The sequence below is a fragment of the Enterobacter sp. Sphag1F genome (assembly GCF_014193275.1).
Classification (GTDB): domain Bacteria; phylum Pseudomonadota; class Gammaproteobacteria; order Enterobacterales; family Enterobacteriaceae; genus Pantoea; species Pantoea symbiotica.
Genome location: NZ_JACHZD010000003.1, coordinates 48,402 through 66,971, shown reverse-complemented (window position 1 = coordinate 66,971; position 18,570 = coordinate 48,402). Strand labels below are relative to the sequence as shown.

The window sequence follows — 18,570 nt, the reverse complement described above, 5'->3', positions numbered from 1 at the left end:
ATGCGCGCCATCTTAGCACAGGCATTTTGGGAGTTGAGTTTGAGTGAGTTACCGGTAAGCGAGGTGCTGCCTGCGTTGCTGGCCGCGCTGGCGCAGTCGCCGCAGGTGTTGCTGGCGGCGCCGACCGGCGCAGGTAAATCGACCTGGCTGCCGTTACAGCTGCTAAAACACGCCCAATTGCCCGGCCGCATTATCATGCTGGAGCCGCGTCGGCTGGCGGCGCGCAACGTGGCGCAGCGCCTGGCGGAACTGCTTGGCGAGCAGCCGGGCGGCACCGTTGGCTATCGCATGCGCGGTGAAAACTGCTGCGGTGCCAACACGCGCCTCGAAGTGGTCACCGAAGGCATTTTGACGCGCATGCTACAGCGCGATCCGATGCTGGAAGGTGTTTCGCTGGTGATCCTCGATGAATTCCACGAACGTAGCCTGCAGGCCGATCTGGCGCTGGCGCTGCTGCTCGATGTGCAGCAAGGATTGCGCGACGATCTGAAAATCCTGCTGATGTCGGCCACGCTCGACAATCAGCGTTTGCGTCAGCTGCTGCCGGATGCGCCTTTTGTCGTCTCGCAAGGCCGCAGCTTCCCGGTCACGCGCCGCTATGCTTCGCTCAACAGCCAGCAACGTTTTGAGGAAGCGGTGGCACGCGAAGTGGCACAACTGCTGCGCGACGAGTCAGGATCGCTGCTGCTGTTCCTGCCGGGCGTAGCAGAAATTGAAAGAGTGAAGCGCGAGCTGGAAGCGCGGGTCGGTGACGAGGTGGATCTCTCTCCTTTATATGGTGCGCTGTCGCTGGAGGCGCAACGCCGCGCCATCCTGCCGTCTCCAGCGGGTCGACGCAAAGTGGTGCTGGCGACCAACATTGCCGAAACCAGCTTGACCATCGAAGGTATCCGTTTAGTGGTCGATAGCGCGCTGGAACGCTCGGCGCAGTTTGACGTGCGCAGCGGCGTGACGCGGCTGCAAACGCAGCGTATCAGCCAGGCATCGATGACGCAGCGTGCCGGTCGCGCCGGGCGATTAGAACCGGGCATCTGCCTGCATTTGCTGCCGCAAGAGCAGGCGCTGCGCGCGGCAGCGCAGAGCGAACCGGAAATTCTCCAGAGCGATCTGACCTCGCTGCAGATCGATATGCTGCAATGGGGTTGTCAGGATGCGACGCAGCTTACCTGGCTTGACGCGCCGCCGCCGCGCAACTTGCGAGCGGCGTGCGAGCGGTTAACTCAGCTAGGCGCGCTGGAGAATCACCAGCTCAACGCGCGCGGTCGAAAAATGGCCGCGCTGGGCAGCGATCCGCGCCTGAGCGCGATTCTGGTGGCCGCCGGGCAAAACAACGATGCCATCGCCAGCGCCGCGCTGCTGGTAGCGATTCTGGAAGATCCTCCACGCAGCGGCAGCGTCGATCTGCGTGATGCGCTCAATCATCCGCAGTCGCACTGGCAGCGCCGTGCGTGTCAGTGGCAGAAACGCCTCAACGCCAGCGGCGGCACCATTAATCCAGATCTGTTCCCGCAGCTATTAGCCGCCGGTTTTGCCGATCGTCTGGCGCAGCGTCGTGGCGATAGCGCGCGTTATCAGCTGGCGAACGGCATTGGCGCGATGCTCAACGAGCAGGATGGTTTAAGCCGCTATGAATGGCTGATTGCGCCGACGCTGCTGCAGGGCGCCAGCGCTGCCGATGCGCGCATGTTGCTGGCGCTGCCGGTGGATATCGACGCGCTACGCCGCGCGTGTCCAACCTTAGTTGAGCAGCGCACCGACGTGGAGTGGGACGAGGAGAAAGGCACCTTGCGCGCGTGGAAACGCGAACTCATCGGCGCGCTGGTCCTGAAAGCACAGCCGCAGGCGCGTCCGGAAGCCGAAATATTGCATCCGGCGATGCTGCGCTGGATCCGCGAAAAAGGATTGTCGGTGCTGGGCTGGAAAGAAGACGCTGAGCAGCTACTCTTGCGGGTGCACTGTGCCACGCAGTGGTTGCCGGAAGAGGCGTGGCCGCCGCTTGACGATGAGAGCCTGCTCGAAACGCTCGAAAGCTGGCTGCTGCCGGAGATGAGCACGGTGCGCGATCTGAAAGGATTGCAGAGCATCAATCTTGTCAGCGCATTATTACATTTGCTGACATGGTCACAACGTCAGCGGCTGGATACTGTGCTGCCAACTCATTACACTGTGCCGACCGGAAGCCGCCTGCCGATCCGCTACGATGCAGAGAAGCCACCCGCGCTGGCGGTGCGGATTCAGGAGATGTTTGGCGAAGCACAGAATCCGGCGGTGGCCGATGGCCGCGTACCGCTGGTGTTAGAGCTGCTTTCGCCCGCGCACCGTCCGTTGCAGATCACCCGCGACCTCGCGGCGTTCTGGCGCGGTGCCTATCCCGAAGTGCAGAAAGAGATGAAAGGGCGCTATCCAAAGCATCCGTGGCCGGACGATCCGGCCAACGCCTTACCCACAAGGCGGACCAAGAAATTTTCATCGTGAAACGCTGTGGATCGAATTCAGAGGGTTCTGCCATGCGCAGCACGAGAAAGCAGTTGTAGACTAAATAATTCGATTTGCAGGAAGGCAGCAAACGAGAGAATCCCGATGAGCTTACTTCAGTAAGTGATTCGGGTGAGCGAGAGCAGCCAACGCACCTGCAAATCGAATTATGACGTATATAGAGTAACGGCCGCCGCCGTAGCAATGCCTGGAGAATAAAAGCATGTCTGGGAACGATCGCGAACCTATTGGGCGCAAAGGAAAAGCGCCAAAGCCGCCGCGCAGCACTGCGCGTCGGGGTCGCCGCAGGGAACTTGATGATGATATCGATCAGGACGATTTTGATGAAGAAGATGAGGAGAGTGGACCGGTGCCACCAAAAAGTAAAAAACGTCCGCCACGCGGTAAACGTCGCTGGTTAGGCTGGTTGATTAAACTCTTCCTGGTCTTTGTGGTTGTGATGGCTGCCTGGGGCGTCTATCTCGACTCGGAAATCCGTAGCCGCATCGACGGTAAAGTGTGGCAACTGCCGGCCGCCGTTTATGGCCGCATGGTAAGCCTTGAACCGGGCATGCCGTACGACAAAAAAGAGATGATTGCGCTGCTGGAAGGCACGCAGTATCGCGAAGTGTCGCGCATCACCCGTCCGGGCGAGTTTAGCGTCAAAGGCAACACCATTGACCTGCTGCGTCGTCCGTTTGATTTCCCGGACAGCAAAGAAGGGCAGATCAACGCGCGCCTGACGTTTAGCAACGATGAGCTGAGCGAGATTAAAAACCTCGATACCGGCCGCGACTTTGGCTTCTTCCGCCTCGATCCGCGCCTGATCACCATGTTGCAGTCGCCGAACGGTGAACAGCGTCTGTTCGTGCCACGCGCCGGTTTCCCGGATCTGCTGGTCAGCACCTTGATCGCCACTGAAGACCGCCATTTCTACGAGCACGACGGCATTAGCCCGTACTCGATTGGTCGTGCGTTCCTCGCCAACATCACCGCCGGTAAAGCGGTGCAGGGCGGCAGTACGCTGACGCAGCAGCTGGTGAAAAACCTGTTCCTCACCAACGAGCGTTCGCTGTGGCGTAAAGCGCGTGAAGCCTATATGGCGGTGATCATGGATGCGCGTTACAGCAAAGACCGCATCCTCGAGCTGTATCTCAACGAGGTGTATCTCGGCCAGACCGGTAACGATCAGATTCGCGGCTTCCCGCTGGCGAGCTTGTACTACTTCGGTCGTCCGGTGGATGAGCTGAGCCTTGATCAGCAGGCGATGCTGGTCGGCATGGTGAAAGGGGCGTCGCTGTACAATCCGTGGCGTAACCCGAAACTGGCGCTGGAGCGACGTAATCTGGTGCTGCGTTTGTTGCAGCAGCAGAACGTCATCGACCAGGAACTGTATGACATGCTGTCGGCGCGTCCGCTGGGCGTGCAGCCAAAAGGCGGCGTGATCACGCCACAGCCGGCGTTTATGCAGATGGTGCGTAACGAGCTGCAGGCTAAGCTCGGCGACAAAATGAAAGATCTCTCCGGCGTGAAGATTTTCACCACGCTGGATGCGATCTCGCAGGATGCCGCCGAGAAAGCGGTGGTTGAAGGCATTCCGACGCTGAAAAAACAGCGTGGCCTGAAAGATCTGGAAACCGCGATGGTGGTGGTTGACCGCTTCAGCGGTGAAGTGCGCGCCATGGTTGGCGGTGCCGATCCGCAGTTTGCCGGTTACAACCGCGCATTGCAGGCGCGTCGTTCGATTGGCTCGCTGGCAAAACCGGCGACCTATCTCACCGCGCTGAGCCAGCCGAACAGCTATCGCCTCAACAGCTGGATCGCCGATGAGCCGATTGCGCTGAAACAGCCGAACGGCACCATCTGGAAACCGATGAATGACGATCGTCGTTTCAGCGGCAAAGTGATGCTGGTGGATGCGCTGACCAACTCAATGAACGTGCCAACCGTCAACCTCGGTATGACGCTGGGACTGGATGCGGTGGTCGATACCTGGAACAAACTCGGCGTGCCGAAAGATCAGCTGCATCCGGTGCCATCTATGCTGCTGGGTGCACTGAACCTGACGCCGATTGAAGTGGCGCAGGCGTTCCAGTCGATTGCCAGCGGCGGTAACCGCGCTGAGCTGTCGGCGGTGCGTTCGGTGATTGCGGAAGATGGCACGGTGCTGTATCAGAGCTATCCGCAGGCGCAGCGCGTTGAACCAGCGCAGGCCGCGTATCTCACGCTCTACACCATGCAGCAGGTCGCCGATCACGGTACCGCTCGTGCGCTGGGTGCGCGTTATCCTAAAGCGCATCTGGCGGGCAAAACCGGTACCACCAATGACCTGATCGATAGCTGGTTCGCCGGTGTCGATGGCAAAGAAGTGGCGATTACCTGGGTTGGTCGTGATAACAACCAAACCTCGAAACTGTACGGTGCCAGCGGTGCGATGCAGCTTTATCGTCGCTATCTCGACAACCAGGCGCCGATGCCGTTGGTGTTGACGCCGCCGGAAGATATCACGCAGATGAACATCGATTCCGCCGGTAACTTCGTTTGCGGTAGCGGTAGCAGCACATGGCGTTCGCTGCCGGTGTGGTCGCTGGATCCGAATGCGCTGTGTCAGCAGCAGCAACAGCAGGTTCAGCAACAACAGCAGCAGTTGCAGCAGCAACAAGAGCAGCAACAACAGCAACAACAACAGCAGCAGCCACAGAATGAGCAGAAAGATTCTGACGGCGTCGCGGGTTGGATAAAGGATATGTTCGGCAGCAAGTAAGTTGCCGAAAAAATACAAGGGCGCTGCGGCGCCCTTTTTCATTGGGATAGGTGGTTAGCCGGGCTGGTTCTTACCGCTATTTTTGCGAATATCAATAACCATACCAGTACTCTGCGTTACGAGAACTTCCAGGCTTTTTACTGCAACGTCTCGTGCATGTAGCAGTGAGTCTGCCGGTTCCTCGCCAAAATTAACGGTTCTCATCGGCGTTGCGGTTCGCTCAGGATTAATGCAGTTCACTTTGACTTTATCCTCAATCCACTCTTCTGCCAGCGCCTGAGTCAAATTGACTACCGCAGCTTTTGCAGAGGAGTAAAGGGCATAAAAGGCCCGTCCGCGCGTATAGGAACTGGATGTAAAATTCAATAACATGCCGGAATTACAGGTTAAGCGCTCTTTTGCCGCAATCGCCACGTTTACTGCCCCGAGATAATTAATGTTAATCAGCGCCATAACTTCTTGCTTAGTTAGCGTGGAAAGCGGTTTCTTAATTAATATACCCGCAGTGTTGACGATATAATCAATATTGCCATGCTCGGCAATGATGTTATTTAAATAGTTTTTAATGCTGTCGAGCTGAGTGATATCGATATCATTATGTGAACGGCTGGCAATATGCACTTTTGCCCCGCACAGCGTGGCAACTTTCATCATCTCCAAACCAATTCCACTACCGCCACCAAAAATAACCAAATGCTTATCGCGCAGGAAATCGAGATTTGCGGCATTCAGCGAGTGTGAACTTCTTTCCTGCAGCAATTTCTCTGCGATATAGAGATCAAGTGGATGGGTGATTTTGATATTGTCCTCATCGCCCTCGACGGTAATTACACGCGTTTCAGGCAACATATTACGCAGCACGCCGCAGTCGCAGGTAAACGTAAACTTACCCATGGCCGCCGCTTTCTCATAAGCCTGACGAATTTTATCCAGACGGAATGCCTGAGGTGTCTGGCCACGGCGCATGCTGGCACGATGAGGAATATTGGCAATGCAGCCATCATCGTGCACTTCTACTAAGGTATCTGCTGAGGGGATCACCACATCTACGGCGTCAAAGGATTCCAGTGCATCTACGCATTTACGAATTATTGTGTCGCTAATTAATGGCCGCACGGCATCATGCAGTAAGATTTTGCATTGACCGTCATAGTTGATAAGGGCTTTCAGCGCGGAATATGTCGAGTCAAAGCGTTCCTTGCCGCCGTGCACCACTTTACTAACTTTATGCCACTGATTTTTAGCCACCAGCTCCCACATATAATCGATGTACTCATTTTGCGAGACAATAATAATCTCATCAATGTCGACCGAAGTTTCAAAACGCTCGATGGTGTATTCGATCACCGCACGACCCGCCAACTTAGCAAATTGTTTCGGCTTGTCACTGCCAAAGCGGGTGCCTGTACCGCCAGAAAGTATTATGGCTACATTTTTCATTTTTTTATTCCGCCGCTTGCGGTCTGAGTGATGAACAAATAATTTCAGCGATCTTCTCGCCCGCCGTTTTCTTTTCTATCTGCAGTTCCTCATGCAGCACCTGTTCCCGGCGAATTTTCATTGCATCGCGCCCCGCGACAATATTGTCAACAAAGTTGAAAATATCCTCTTCGCACCAGGCCACGTCGTAGGCGTCATAAATGAAATCTGCAGTGCGGTTCAAACCGTGACATGTTTCGTGAGTGAGATAGAGGATGGGTTTTTTTGACGGCAGATATTCCAGCAGGAAGGAACCGGCGTCCGCGATGAGTGCATCGGAACGTGCAAAAGTAAGCGTGTAATCATGCCCGTGATCCCACTCGAGATTGGCGTGTTGCTGTGCTGCGCGCAGTAACTGCTGATAAAGGCTTTGCGCCGTTGGGCTGGCTTCCCCTATCCATTGGCTTAGCAGCGGATGAGGGCGAATAATCAGATGAATATCCTGACGCTCAATCAGCTTCAGGAACGCGCTGCCGTAAAGGTTGAAAGTGGTGTACATCTTCTGATCGCCCGGCAGCACGAAATGCGGTGTCCACAGGAAAGTGGTTACTGTGCGTGGCTGCGGCTTGTCTGAAAGAGGGAAACGACGCTGGTAGTGGTCAAATTTGGGATGGCCGGTAACGTGCACATGGCGATTTCCTGCCTGACATTGCAGTGCAAACTCAGCTTTATGTTTTTCTGAACGGGCGAATATCCACGTCGCCAGATTCTGACAGAGCAAATTATATTGATACACCATGCTCTCTGCGCCAATTCCGGTGTCGAGCGCGTAAGGGATGTAGGCGATTTTCACGCCGCGTTCATGCAGGTAGTCGCTGCGAAAGGCTTCGGGTCGCGCTTCGTCGTAAGGGTTTTGCAGGAACACCACATCCGGCTGACGCTCCTCCAATTGATAATCTTCAAAACCTGTGTAATCGAGCCCTCTTTCGCGCAGAATCTCACGCTGAATATCGCCATTAACATCGCTAGCTTTCCAGTTCAGGTAAGGCACAACTACAATGCGGCAATCGAAGGCGGGATTAGCCTGCATCGCCTCAATCACCGATTCAAAGTTTGTCCAACCCGGCGGCCACTGAAAGTAAAAATCGACCTTAATTGGACCGCTAATGGAGGGCGTGAATTTGGCGGGCGCAACGATTTGACTCAACGGCTTCCTGAAGAGCGCGCGGTAATCTACCGTTTTGTTTTCAATATCGCTTTTGTCGAGCCGTTGTGCACCGGCGTTGGGGAATATGCCCAGCCACAGATCCTGCTGCATCAGGCTATTCCAGTGCACATCAAGGGCATATTGTGCCTGCGCGCCACCTTGCAATTGTGCCTGCAGCGCTGCGCGAAAGTTATCAATCAGCGTGGCGTAATAGCGGTGATTGACAATATACGCGCAGGCGCACCACGCTAAATTAGCGCGCACGATATAGTCCACGCTTTTCAGCGGCGTCACGCGACGATAATTGGCCGCCAGAAAAGCCACTTGCCAGTTGATTTGCGGCAGGGCGGCAAAGTAGCGGTTGAGATTGTCATAATTCGCCTGGTTTTCATCAAAGCTGAAGTCATCTTCCAGAATCAGCACCCGCTCCCAGCCGTTATCGCGTGCCATCTCCAGCGCGGCAATATGCGATTGCGTGCAGCCGATGTAGCCCTTTTCATGCTTGATCGCATCCAGACGAACGATTTTTTCAGCGGTTAGACCCAACTTTTTAAGTTGTTTAGTGATGCGGGTTAATCGGTCTTTGCGTTTCTTCAAATTGATGAAAATAACGCGATCAACAATGTTCCAGTTTATAACTGCCATGACGGTTTCTGTAGGAAGGAGAATGCATGACAAAAGCAATTAGCGGGCCAGATTTTAAAATAATGATTTTATTCATTATTTTTGATTGTGAGCTCTATCGGGATGAAATGAATTTCCGCTTTGCGGCAGTGCAATTTCCCGATTGCTGGCCTCCATTTCCTTCATCGCTAATTTATTATTCGCGATCATGAATAGGCGCGATCTGGCTGCAAACACCGCGCTAATGGGCATTAGTCGTTGCGAATATGACGCTATTTCGCCTAAAATCCGTGCGTCATAATAATCATTCTCGTTTGTATTCGCCTGCATCGACTTTTTTCGAGAGACCTCACTTATGAATACGCGAAACACCAATCCTTGTTTTTTCCGCCCGCGTTCGCTGGCTTGGCTTATTTCACTGACTCTGGGTACGTTCAGCGTGCAGGCGTTGGCAGAAGATACCGTGGTTGTCAGCGCCGATGGCGGCAGCGGCGTGGCGCAAGAGAATGCATGGGGCCCGTCGCCAACCATCGCCGCCAAACGCAGCGCCACCGGCACCAAAACCGATACTCCGATTGAAAAGAACCCGCAGTCGATCTCTGTAGTCACGCAAGAAGAGATGGCGATGAAAAACGTCACCAGCGTGAAAGGGGCTTTCAACTATACGCCTGGCGTATTGACCGGCAACCGCGGTAGCTCCAATGTCATTGATGCGCTTTCTATTCGCGGCTTCAGCGAAACCAACACCAATCAATATCTTGATGGCCTGAAGCTGCAGGGTGATAACTACTCTGAGTTTGCTATCGATCCCTATTTCCTCGAGCGCGCTGAGCTGTTGCGCGGTCCGGTTTCGGTGCTGTACGGCAAGAGCAATCCGGGCGGCGTCGTTTCGCTGGTGAGTAAGCGTCCGACGCAAGAGACGCTACGTGAAGTGCAGTTCCAGATGGGCACCAATAATCAGTTCTCCACCGGTTTCGACTTCGGCGGCTCGCTGGATGATGACGGCGTTTACAGCTATCGCCTGACCGGCCTCGCGCGCAGCGCCGATGCGCAGCAGGAGATGAACAAAGAGAAGCGCTACACCATTGCGCCATCGTTCAGCTGGCGTCCGGATGAGAACACGCGTTTTGATCTGCTGACCTACTTCCAGAACGAACCGGAAACCGGTTATTACGGCTGGTTGCCGCGTCAGGGCACCGTTGTGGGCATTACGCGTCCTGACGGCAGCAGTTACAAGCTGCCGACCAACTTTGATGAAGGCGAAGACAGCAACAAGATTTCGCGCAACACCAAGATGGTGGGCTACAACTTCGAGCACAGCTTCAACGATACCTGGACGGTGCGACAGAATCTGCGCTATGCGGATTTGAGAACGGATTATCGCAGTATTTACGGTAATGGCTTTAACTCAGAAACGCAGCAAATCACGCGCGGTTCAGCGGTTTCTGATGAAAAGCTCAATCAGTTTGCCGTTGATAACCAGGCGCAGGCTAAATTTGCGACGGGGCAGGTTGATCACACGCTGTTGTTGGGTGTCGATTTCCAGCGCACCCGCAACGATATTGATGCGCAATTTGGTACCGCATCACCGCTGAATGCTGTTAATCCGCAATATGGCGATGACAGCGTAACGCCGTTCGCGACACCTTATCAGCACCTCAATAAGCAGCGGCAAACCGGTTTATACGCACAGGATCAGATGGAGTGGAATCGCTGGGTGTTGACCCTCGGCGGTCGCTACGATTATGCGATGAACTCGGTATACGATCGCGTGGCCGATAGCGTTGATCGCCAGAACGATCAGGCTTTCACCTGGCGTGGCGGTCTGAACTATGTGTTTGATAACGGTATCGCGCCTTACTTCAGCTATAGCGAGGCCTTTATCCCGAATGCGGGTGCGACTTTTGGCGGTGAAGCCTTTGATCCTTCGCGCGCCAAGCAGTATGAAGCCGGTGTGAAATACGTTCCTAAAGATCGTCCGGTGGTACTGACGGCTGCGGTATATCAGCTGACCAAAACCAAAAACCTGACGGCCGATCCGGATACGGTTAACCATCCATTTGCCAGCATTCAGAGCGGTGAAATCCGTTCACGTGGCGTTGAACTGGAAGCTAAAGCGGCGCTGAATGCCAACATCAACATGACCGCGTCTTATACCTACACTGATGCGGAATATACCGAAGACACCAATCTGAAAGGTAAAACGCCGAATCAGGTGCCGAAGCATATGGCATCGCTGTGGGGCGATTATACCTTCCATGAAACTGCGCTTTCAGGCGTGACGCTTGGTGCAGGTGTACGTTATGTCGGCGAAAGCAAAGGTATTTACAGCGCCAATGACCCGGCGAACGAGAACCAAAACTTCGACGTCGCCGGTTACACCACGGTTGATGCCGCGCTGAAATACGATCTCGCACGCTTTGGCATGCCGGGATCAAGCATCGGCGTTAACGTCAATAACCTGTTCGATCGTGAATACGTCGCCAGCTGCTACCGCGATTATGCCTGTTACTGGGGCGCTGAGCGCCAGATCGTCGGTACTGCGACCTTCCGTTTCTAATCGTGTTACGTAGGTCGCCATCAATGGCGACCCTACAGATTAACCAGGGATTATCATGCAGCATCCGCACCACGCAGAAACCACCTTCAGGCTGGATAACGTCAGTTTTCGTGTGCCAGGCCGCACGCTGCTTCATCCGCTGTCGCTAACGTTTGCACCGGGTAAAGTCACCGCGCTGATTGGTCATAACGGTTCCGGCAAATCCACGCTGTTGAAAATGCTCGGTCGTCACCATGCGGCGAGTGAAGGGCGCGTGTTGCTGAATGAAGACGCGGTAGATAACTGGGGCAGCAAAGATTTTGCGCGTCAGGTGGCGTATCTGCCGCAGCAGCTGCCAGCGGCGGAGGGCATGACGGTGCGCGAGCTGGTGGCGATTGGCCGCTATCCGTGGCACGGCGCGCTGGGCCGTTATGGTCAGGAGGATCGCGATCGGGTGGAAGAGGCGATTACGCTGGTGGGATTAAAACCGTTTGCCGGTCGTCTGGTCGATAGCCTTTCCGGCGGTGAGCGCCAGCGTGCCTGGCTGGCGATGCTGGTGGCGCAGAACAGTCGCTGCCTGCTGCTGGATGAACCGACGTCGGCGCTGGATATCGCCCATCAGGTTGATGTGCTGGCGCTGATTCAGCGTCTCAGCCGCGAACGTGGGCTAACGGTGATTGCGGTGCTGCACGACCTCAACATGGCGGCGCGCTATTGCGATCGTCTGGTTGCGCTGCGCGGTGGCGAAGTAATTGCCGAAGGCGGCCCCGAGGTGATCATGCAGGCCGATGTGCTGGGCAACATTTACGGTATTCCGATGGGCATTTTGCCGCATCCGCTGGGCGGTGCGCCCGTCAGTTTTGTTTACTAAGGCCTCGCCATGTTCGACATTTCTCGCCGCCGCCTGCTGACGGCGCTGGCGCTTTCCCCCTTGATGTCTGCGTTGCCACTGCGTGCCGCCGTACCGGATACTCAGCGCATTCTGGCGCTGGAATGGCTGCCGGTGGAGCTGCTGGTGGCGCTCGGCGTGACGCCACTCGGCGTGGCCGACATGCACAACTACAACATTTGGGTCGGCGATCCGCAGCTGCCGTCCGGCGTTATCGATCTTGGTTTGCGCACCGAACCCAATCTGGAGCTGATGACGCAGCTCGAACCTTCGCTCATTCTGCACTCCAATGGTTACGGCCCGGCGCTGGATAAGCTGCAGCGCATCGCGCCGACCATGGGTTTTGACCTTAATAGCGGCGACGGTAAACCGCTCAGCACCGCACGTCACTCATTGCAGGCGCTCGGCGCGCGTCTTGGCCGTGAAGCGCAGGCCGTACAGCATCTGCTGTATGTGGATGAGCAGCTGGCGGCGGCGCGTGACCGCCTCAAGCCGTGGGCCGATCGTCCGGTGCTGCTGATGTCGCTGATGGATAGCCGCCACGCAATTACCTTCGGTAAAAACAGCCTGTTCCTCGAGGTGATGGAGATCCTCGGCTTGAGCAATGCCTGGCAGGGCGAAACCAACTTCTGGGGCAGCGCGGTGGTTGGGCTGGAGCGGCTGGCGGAAGTGGGCGATGTGCAGGTGATCTGCTTCGATCACGATAACGATCGCGATATGCAGCAAGTGATGGCTACCGCGCTGTGGCAGGCGCTGCCGTTTGTGCGCGCGCAGCGTTTCCAGCGCGTGCCGGCGGTCTGGTATTACGGCGCAACCTATTCGGCGCTGAAATTTGTCCGCGTGCTGGAACACGCGCTGGAGTCGCACTGATGCGCAATCGTCTCTTTCCCGTCGCGCTGCTGAGTGCGGTCTTTCTGCTGGCGCTGGCCTTAACCTTGATCAATCTGCGCCAGGCGCTACCAAGCGATCAGTGGTCACAGGCGTTTTTCGCGCCTGACATCAACAACATCCAGCAAGTGGTGTTTCATCATAGCTTGCTGTCGCGGCTGGCGCTGTCGCTGCTGGTTGGTGCGGGCCTTGGCCTCGCTGGTTTACTGTTTCAACAGGTGCTGCGCAATCCGCTGGCGGAACCCACCACGCTGGGCGTGTCGTCGGGCGCTCAGCTGGGGATTACCGTCGCGACCTTATGGCATTTGCCGGGTGGCGAGCTCACGCAGCAGTTTGCGGCGATGGGCGGCGCGGTGCTGGTCGGCATTCTGGTATTCGGCGTTGCCTGGGGCAAACGTCTGTCGCCAGTAACGCTGATCCTGGCTGGGCTGGTATTGAGTTTGTACGCCGGTTCGGTGAATCAAATCTTCGCTATCTTCAATCACGATCAGCTGCAAAACATGTTCCTGTGGAGCACCGGCGCGCTCAATCAGCTGGATGGACACAACGTGGCCCAGCTGTGGCCGCGTTTGCTGCTGGCATTTGTGGTGGCGCTGGCGCTGCTGCGCCCGCTGACGTTGATGGGACTCGACGATGGCGTAGCGAAAAATCTCGGTCTGGCGCTGTCGGCGGCGCGCATTGCCGCACTGGCGCTGGCAATTTTGCTCAGCGCGCAGCTGGTTAATGTTGCGGGCATCATCGGCTTTATTGGCCTGTTTGCGCCGCTGCTGGCGAAGATGCTCGGCGGACGTCGCCTGATGAGCCGCATGATGCTGGCCCCGTTGATTGGTGCGCTGCTGCTGTGGCTGGCCGATCAGTGCGTGTTGTGGCTTACCAGCCACTGGCGCGAAGTCTCTACCGGCACGGCGACCGCGCTGATCGGCGTGCCGATTCTGCTGTGGCTGTTGCCGCGCTTGCGTACCGGCTCGGTGCCACCGGCGCTTAATCAGGGCGATAGCGTGCCGGCTGAGCGGCAGAACGTCTTGCGCTGGTGTCTGATTGGATTACTGGTTCTGGGCATATTCAGCTGGGTTGGCATAACCTTTGGCCGCGATGCGCACGGCTTTGCGTGGGTGGGCGGCGATATGCTGCAGCTGCTGCTGCCGTGGCGCGCACCGCGCGTATTGGCCGCGCTGATTGTGGGCATGATGCTCGGCGTGGCGGGTGCGCTGATCCAGCGTCTCACCGGCAATCCGATGGCGAGCCCTGAAGTGCTGGGCATCAGCTCGGGTGCGGCGTGTGGCGTGGTGGTGATGATGTTCTTTGTGCCGGGCGATGCGGTAGCCTGGCTGTTGCCTGCCGGTGCGCTGGGTGCGGCATTGACGCTGATGATTATTATGCTGGTGGCGAGTCGCGGCGGCTTCTCGCCGGAACGTATGTTGCTGGCGGGCATGGCGCTCAACAGCGCGTTCGTCACTATTTTGATGGTGCTACTGGCCAGCGGCGATCCGCGCATGGGCGGTTTGCTGAGCTGGATTTCCGGTTCAACCTACAACATCAATATGCAGCAGGCGTTGCAAAGCGCGGTGGTGGGTTTGGTGCTGATTGCGCTGGCACCGCTGGCGAGTCGCTGGTTAACGCTATTGCCACTCGGCAGCGCCACCGCGCGTTCGGCGGGCATGGCGCTGACCACCTCGCGCCTTAGCTTGCTGTTGCTGGCGGCGGCATTGACCGCCACGGCAACCTTAACCATCGGGCCGCTGAGTTTTATCGGGCTGATGGCGCCGCATATCGTGCGTATGCTTGGGTTCCGCCGTGCGTTACCGCAGGTGTTGATGGCCGGTTTGTTAGGCGGCGGTTTGATGATTTTCGCCGACTGGTGCGGCAGGATGCTGGCGTTTCCGGATCAGATTCCAGCCGGGTTGATGGCGACCTTCTTCGGTGCGCCGTATTTTATCTGGTTGTTGCGGCGGGCTTAATGTTGGTCGCCATTAATGGCGACCCTACGAAAATGCGTAGGATCGCATTTAGCAATTTTACAGTTTCGCGAAGCTGCGACGTGCAGCATCAATGGTGCGCTGAATATCTTCTTTGCTGTGCGCCAGCGACATAAAGCCGGCTTCGAAAGCGGATGGCGCGAGGTAAACGCCTTCTTCCAGCATCAGGTGGAAGAAGCGCTTGAAGCGTTCCACATCACACTGAGTCACGTCCTGGTAGCAGGTGACTTCATCGGCGTCGGTGAAGAAAATCCCGAACATGCCGCCAACGTGGTTGATCACGAGCGGAATATTTTCGGCCTTCGCCGCAGCCAGCAAGCCTTGCGCTAACTGCGTGGTCAGATCGGTCAGTGTGCTATGCGTACCCGGCTGCGCAATCTGCGACAGACATGCAAAGCCCGCCGCCATGGCAATCGGGTTACCGGACAAAGTACCGGCCTGATAAACCGGACCGGTTGGCGCCAGCGCATCCATCACATCGCGACGACCACCAAACGCACCAACAGGCATGCCACCGCCGATGATTTTACCCAGGCAAGTCAGATCGGGCGTCACGTCGTAATAGGCCTGAGCACCGCCCAGCGCGACACGGAAGCCGGTCATCACTTCGTCGATGATCAGCAGCGCGCCGAATTCGTCACACAGCGCACGCAGGCCCGGCAGGAAGTCCGGCTGCGGTGGAATGCAGTTCATGTTACCCGCGACCGGCTCAACGATGATGCAGGCGATATCCTCAGGGTATTGCTCGAAAGCCGCACGCACGGTGCTGAGATCGTTGTAGGTGCAGGTCAGCGTGTGTTTTGCGAAATCTGCCGGTACGCCCGGCGAGTTTGGCTGGCCCAGCGTCAGCGCGCCGGAACCGGCTTTCACCAGCAGGCAATCGGCGTGGCCGTGATAGCAGCCTTCGAACTTAATGATTTTATCGCGATGGGTGAAGCCGCGCGCCAGGCGAATGGCGCTCATGGTGGCTTCGGTGCCGGAGTTAACCATGCGCACCATGTCCATGCTTGGCACCAGCTCGCATACCAGCTCGGCCATTTTCACTTCCATCTCGGTCGGCGCGCCGAAGCTCAGACCGCGCGCGGCGGCTTCAATCACCGCGTTACGGATATTGGCGTTGTTGTGACCCAGCACCATCGGGCCCCACGAACCGACATAATCGATATAGCCTTTGCCGTCGGCATCATACAGATACGCACCGTCAGCGCGTTCGATGAACAGCGGCACACCGCCCACACCGGTAAATGCACGTACCGGGGAGTTCACACCGCCGGGGATCAGGCGTTGCGCTGCGGCATACAGGTTTTCTGACTTACTCATTGTTCTGCTCCTGCTGTTCGGGAAAAAATCTGGCGCCATTCTACGGGAATAACGGCTTACGCTAAAGTTTAGGGTATATACTTTCCTGCGCATGCGGCGGCACGCAGTGTCAAGCTTGAGACTTGATTGCACTGGACGGCTGGCAGATAATAGCGAGATTAAGGTCGTTTTCTGACCTCGACGTTTACCCGGAGTAAAAGATGAGTGACGACTTAGCAGCGCTGCCTTTGCAATTTACTGATGCAGCAGCAAAAAAAGTGAAAAACCTGATTTCTGATGAAGAGAATCCTGAGCTGAAATTGCGCGTCTATATTACCGGCGGCGGTTGCAGCGGTTTCCAGTACGGCTTCACCTTTGACGATCAAATGAATGACGGCGACATGACCATCGAGAAACAAGGCGTGGCGCTGGTGGTGGATCCGATGAGCCTGCAATATCTGGTGGGCGGTTCCGTGGATTACACCGAAGGCCTGGAAGGTTCACGTTTCATCGTGACCAACCCGAATGCCAAAACCACCTGCGGTTGCGGCTCTTCCTTCAGCATCTAATGCTGCTTCTGGCTGCCGTTCTGGTAGCCAGATTCCTACCACTCAATTGTTACCAGGCGCGCAGATTCACGGCGCGTGGCATCGCGTTTTAACACACGTTCGGTAATGCGCGGCTGCGCGCTGAAATGGCGTCCACAATCCACGGTGGGCAGAGTGTGTTCATTCTGGCGCGAGATATCGCAACGCGAGAATAACGTCAAGGTGACGGCGATAGAGCCGGTCGACGTGGCCGCACTCAATGGTGCAGCGATCACGAGCCCTATGGCCAGCAGCAGTGCTCTGGTCATGAATAGTTCCTGGTGAAGACAAAATTGCGCTAAGCGCTAAAAATGGGCACAGAGCATACGTGGCCGCTGTGCCTTGTATTATGATTTACGACAATTTCTGCCGGATCTTTAATCTTTATTGGTGCTTTTTTTCGTCGGATGTAAATCTGCACATAGCTGTTTCGCTGCCAGCAGCATGCGAGGCCCCGGACGGCTCAGCCAGTCGTCATTGATGGCGATCACCGGCACATCCAGCTGCGGCTGCCAGAATTTGGCAATGCTGGCGGCGTGTGCGGCGTTACCGCCAATCACAATCGCCTGCGGATGGCGCATCAGTACTTGTTCACGGCTCACCTGCGGCCAACTGACGCTGCTATCGGCAAAAATATTCCTGCCGCCGCACAGCTCAATCACCTGGTTTTGCATGGTGTTGCGCGAAGCGGTAAATAGCGGCTGCTGACCAAACTGCAAAAACAGCGGGATCGGCGTGCTTTGCTGATACTGCTTGCGCAGCGCCGCTTCCTGCGCGCGCAATGCCTGCGCCGCATCAACCGCTTGCTGTGGCTGCGGACTCCAGCGCTGTAACGCCGCCAGCGCATCGATCATTTGATCAATGGTTTGCGGATCGATCCACTCAACCTTAATCCCGAAACGCTGCAACTGTTCGATTTGCCGCTGCGGATTACCGCCACGCCATGCCAGCACCAAATCCGGCTTGAGTTGCAGAATGCGTTCCACTTTGATGCCTTGCCAGTTCGCGACCTGCTCCAGCGTGTTGGCCTGCGCGGGATAATCGGAGAAGGCGCTGACGGCCAGCGGCGTAATGCCAGCGGCGAAGGCCAGTTCCGTCAGATGGGGCGAAAGGGTAATGACGCGCGGCGTGGCGGCGAACAGGCTGCTGCACAGCAGCAACAGCCCAAGCAGCAGGATTTTAGCCACGCGCCAGCTGAACCAGCAGGTTTTCTACCATCAGCGAAGACTGTTTTGCCGCGACGCTGAGGAACTCGTCAAAGCTCAGGTGTGATTCCTGATCGGCGACGTCAGAAATCGCGCGCACCACCACAAAAGGCACCTTGAACTGATGGCAAACGTGACCGATCGCGGTCGCTTCCATCTCCACCGCAATCGCCTGCGGGAAGGTGGTGCGGATGCGCGCCAGCGGTGCAGCACCGTTGATAAAGGCATCGCCGCTCACTACCAAACCGCGTACCGCGTTGAGGTCGAGCTGCTTGATAACCCGCTCAGCGGCGGCAATCAGTTTGTCATCTGCCACGAAAGCCGCGGGGCAACCGGCCATCTGGCCTGGCTCGTAACCGAAGGCGGTGACGTCGGCATCGTGATAGCGCACTTCATCGGACACCACGATATCGCCCACTTTCAACGTTGGCGCCAATCCGCCAGCAGAACCGGTGTTGATCACCACATCCGGCTTGCACAGCTGGAGCAACAAGGTGGTGCCGAGCGCGGCAGCCACTTTACCGATGCCTGATTTCAGCAGCGCCACTTCAACACCGTTCAGCGTGCCGGTGTAAATTTCGCAGCCGGCCAGCGTCAGTGTCTGGCGGTTTTCGATTTTGTCACGCAGCAGAGTAACTTCCTGCTCCATCGCGCCAATAATGCCTACTTTCATAAGAATCTCGCTAATTTAATGGATG

At 56.6% G+C, this 18,570-nt stretch carries 14 protein-coding genes; 8 read left to right on the top strand and 6 right to left on the bottom strand.

Annotated elements, in window-relative coordinates; genetic code table 11:
- Entirely contained in the window at positions 1-2,475 is a 2,475-nt protein-coding gene (hrpB, locus tag FHW71_RS11125; RefSeq protein ID WP_179451994.1) for an ATP-dependent helicase HrpB, read from the top strand.
- Between the two features lie 223 nt (positions 2,476-2,698).
- Positions 2,699-5,239: a bifunctional glycosyl transferase/transpeptidase gene (mrcB, locus tag FHW71_RS11120; protein ID WP_061718092.1), complete on the top strand. Its 2,541-nt coding sequence runs from the start codon at positions 2,699-2,701 to the stop codon at positions 5,237-5,239.
- Positions 5,240-5,293: 54 nt separating this feature from the next.
- Here the strand turns inward: mrcB and ispD are convergent, their stop codons facing one another.
- Positions 5,294-6,679: a 2-C-methyl-D-erythritol 4-phosphate cytidylyltransferase gene (gene ispD / locus FHW71_RS11115; RefSeq protein WP_179451995.1), complete on the bottom strand. Its 1,386-nt coding sequence runs from the start codon at positions 6,677-6,679 to the stop codon at positions 5,294-5,296.
- Positions 6,680-6,683: 4 nt separating this feature from the next.
- Positions 6,684-8,510 (bottom strand): glycosyltransferase family 25 protein, encoded by a 1,827-nt coding sequence (locus tag FHW71_RS11110; RefSeq protein ID WP_179451996.1) that lies wholly within the window; start codon positions 8,508-8,510, stop codon positions 6,684-6,686.
- 26 nt (positions 8,511-8,536) lie between these two features.
- On the opposite strand from FHW71_RS11110, the gene FHW71_RS11105 reads away from it, so the two are divergent.
- From FHW71_RS11105 to fhuB, 5 genes are all read left to right on the top strand, one after another.
- Positions 8,537-8,701, top strand: coding sequence for a hypothetical protein (locus FHW71_RS11105; protein WP_155726974.1), 165 nt, complete (start codon positions 8,537-8,539; stop codon positions 8,699-8,701).
- A gap of 143 nt (positions 8,702-8,844) precedes the next feature.
- The gene (gene fhuA, locus FHW71_RS11100) at positions 8,845-11,049 is read left to right on the top strand and encodes a ferrichrome porin FhuA (protein WP_179451997.1); all 2,205 of its coding nucleotides are present in this window, start codon (positions 8,845-8,847) and stop codon (positions 11,047-11,049) included.
- Positions 11,050-11,104: 55 nt separating this feature from the next.
- Entirely contained in the window at positions 11,105-11,899 is a 795-nt protein-coding gene (gene fhuC / locus FHW71_RS11095; RefSeq protein ID WP_007888799.1) for a Fe3+-hydroxamate ABC transporter ATP-binding protein FhuC, read from the top strand.
- Positions 11,900-11,908: 9 nt separating this feature from the next.
- The gene (fhuD, locus tag FHW71_RS11090; RefSeq protein WP_179451998.1) at positions 11,909-12,787 is read left to right on the top strand and encodes a Fe(3+)-hydroxamate ABC transporter substrate-binding protein FhuD; all 879 of its coding nucleotides are present in this window, start codon (positions 11,909-11,911) and stop codon (positions 12,785-12,787) included.
- On the top strand, positions 12,787-14,763 hold the full coding sequence (gene fhuB / locus FHW71_RS11085; protein ID WP_179451999.1) for a Fe(3+)-hydroxamate ABC transporter permease FhuB: 1,977 nt from the start codon (positions 12,787-12,789) through the stop codon (positions 14,761-14,763). Before fhuD ends, fhuB begins: the two co-directional genes overlap by 1 nt.
- Positions 14,764-14,820: 57 nt before the next feature.
- Here the strand turns inward: fhuB and hemL are convergent, their stop codons facing one another.
- A complete protein-coding gene (hemL, locus tag FHW71_RS11080) occupies positions 14,821-16,101 on the bottom strand; it encodes a glutamate-1-semialdehyde 2,1-aminomutase (RefSeq protein ID WP_008108498.1) in 1,281 nt (426 codons plus the stop codon).
- Between the two features lie 200 nt (positions 16,102-16,301).
- On the opposite strand from hemL, the gene erpA reads away from it, so the two are divergent.
- On the top strand, positions 16,302-16,649 hold the full coding sequence (gene erpA / locus FHW71_RS11075) for an iron-sulfur cluster insertion protein ErpA (RefSeq protein ID WP_007893884.1): 348 nt from the start codon (positions 16,302-16,304) through the stop codon (positions 16,647-16,649).
- Positions 16,650-16,684: 35 nt separating this feature from the next.
- On the opposite strand, the gene FHW71_RS11070 is transcribed toward erpA, so the two are convergent.
- From FHW71_RS11070 to mtnN, 3 genes are all read right to left on the bottom strand, one after another.
- Complete coding sequence (locus FHW71_RS11070; RefSeq protein ID WP_008108497.1) at positions 16,685-16,936, bottom strand: hypothetical protein; 252 nt, start codon at positions 16,934-16,936, stop codon at positions 16,685-16,687.
- 108 nt (positions 16,937-17,044) lie between these two features.
- Positions 17,045-17,854: a vitamin B12 ABC transporter substrate-binding protein BtuF gene (btuF, locus tag FHW71_RS11065; protein WP_179452000.1), complete on the bottom strand. Its 810-nt coding sequence runs from the start codon at positions 17,852-17,854 to the stop codon at positions 17,045-17,047.
- A complete protein-coding gene (gene mtnN, locus FHW71_RS11060; protein ID WP_008108495.1) occupies positions 17,847-18,545 on the bottom strand; it encodes a 5'-methylthioadenosine/S-adenosylhomocysteine nucleosidase in 699 nt (232 codons plus the stop codon). Before mtnN ends, btuF begins: the two co-directional genes overlap by 8 nt.
- Positions 18,546-18,570 lie beyond the last annotated feature (25 nt).

Coding starts and splice junctions, on each gene's coding strand:
- FHW71_RS11110 (WP_179451996.1), bottom strand. CDS start 8,510: ATGGCAGTTATAAACTGGAACATTGTTGATCGCGTTATTTTCATCAAT.
- erpA (WP_007893884.1), top strand. CDS start 16,302: ATGAGTGACGACTTAGCAGCGCTGCCTTTGCAATTTACTGATGCAGCA.
- fhuA (WP_179451997.1), top strand. CDS start 8,845: ATGAATACGCGAAACACCAATCCTTGTTTTTTCCGCCCGCGTTCGCTG.
- fhuD (WP_179451998.1), top strand. CDS start 11,909: ATGTTCGACATTTCTCGCCGCCGCCTGCTGACGGCGCTGGCGCTTTCC.
- mrcB (WP_061718092.1), top strand. CDS start 2,699: ATGTCTGGGAACGATCGCGAACCTATTGGGCGCAAAGGAAAAGCGCCA.
- ispD (WP_179451995.1), bottom strand. CDS start 6,679: ATGAAAAATGTAGCCATAATACTTTCTGGCGGTACAGGCACCCGCTTT.
- hemL (WP_008108498.1), bottom strand. CDS start 16,101: ATGAGTAAGTCAGAAAACCTGTATGCCGCAGCGCAACGCCTGATCCCC.
- FHW71_RS11105 (WP_155726974.1), top strand. CDS start 8,537: ATGACAAAAGCAATTAGCGGGCCAGATTTTAAAATAATGATTTTATTC.
- mtnN (WP_008108495.1), bottom strand. CDS start 18,545: ATGAAAGTAGGCATTATTGGCGCGATGGAGCAGGAAGTTACTCTGCTG.
- FHW71_RS11070 (WP_008108497.1), bottom strand. CDS start 16,936: ATGACCAGAGCACTGCTGCTGGCCATAGGGCTCGTGATCGCTGCACCA.
- fhuB (WP_179451999.1), top strand. CDS start 12,787: ATGCGCAATCGTCTCTTTCCCGTCGCGCTGCTGAGTGCGGTCTTTCTG.
- fhuC (WP_007888799.1), top strand. CDS start 11,105: ATGCAGCATCCGCACCACGCAGAAACCACCTTCAGGCTGGATAACGTC.
- hrpB (WP_179451994.1), top strand. CDS start 1: ATGCGCGCCATCTTAGCACAGGCATTTTGGGAGTTGAGTTTGAGTGAG.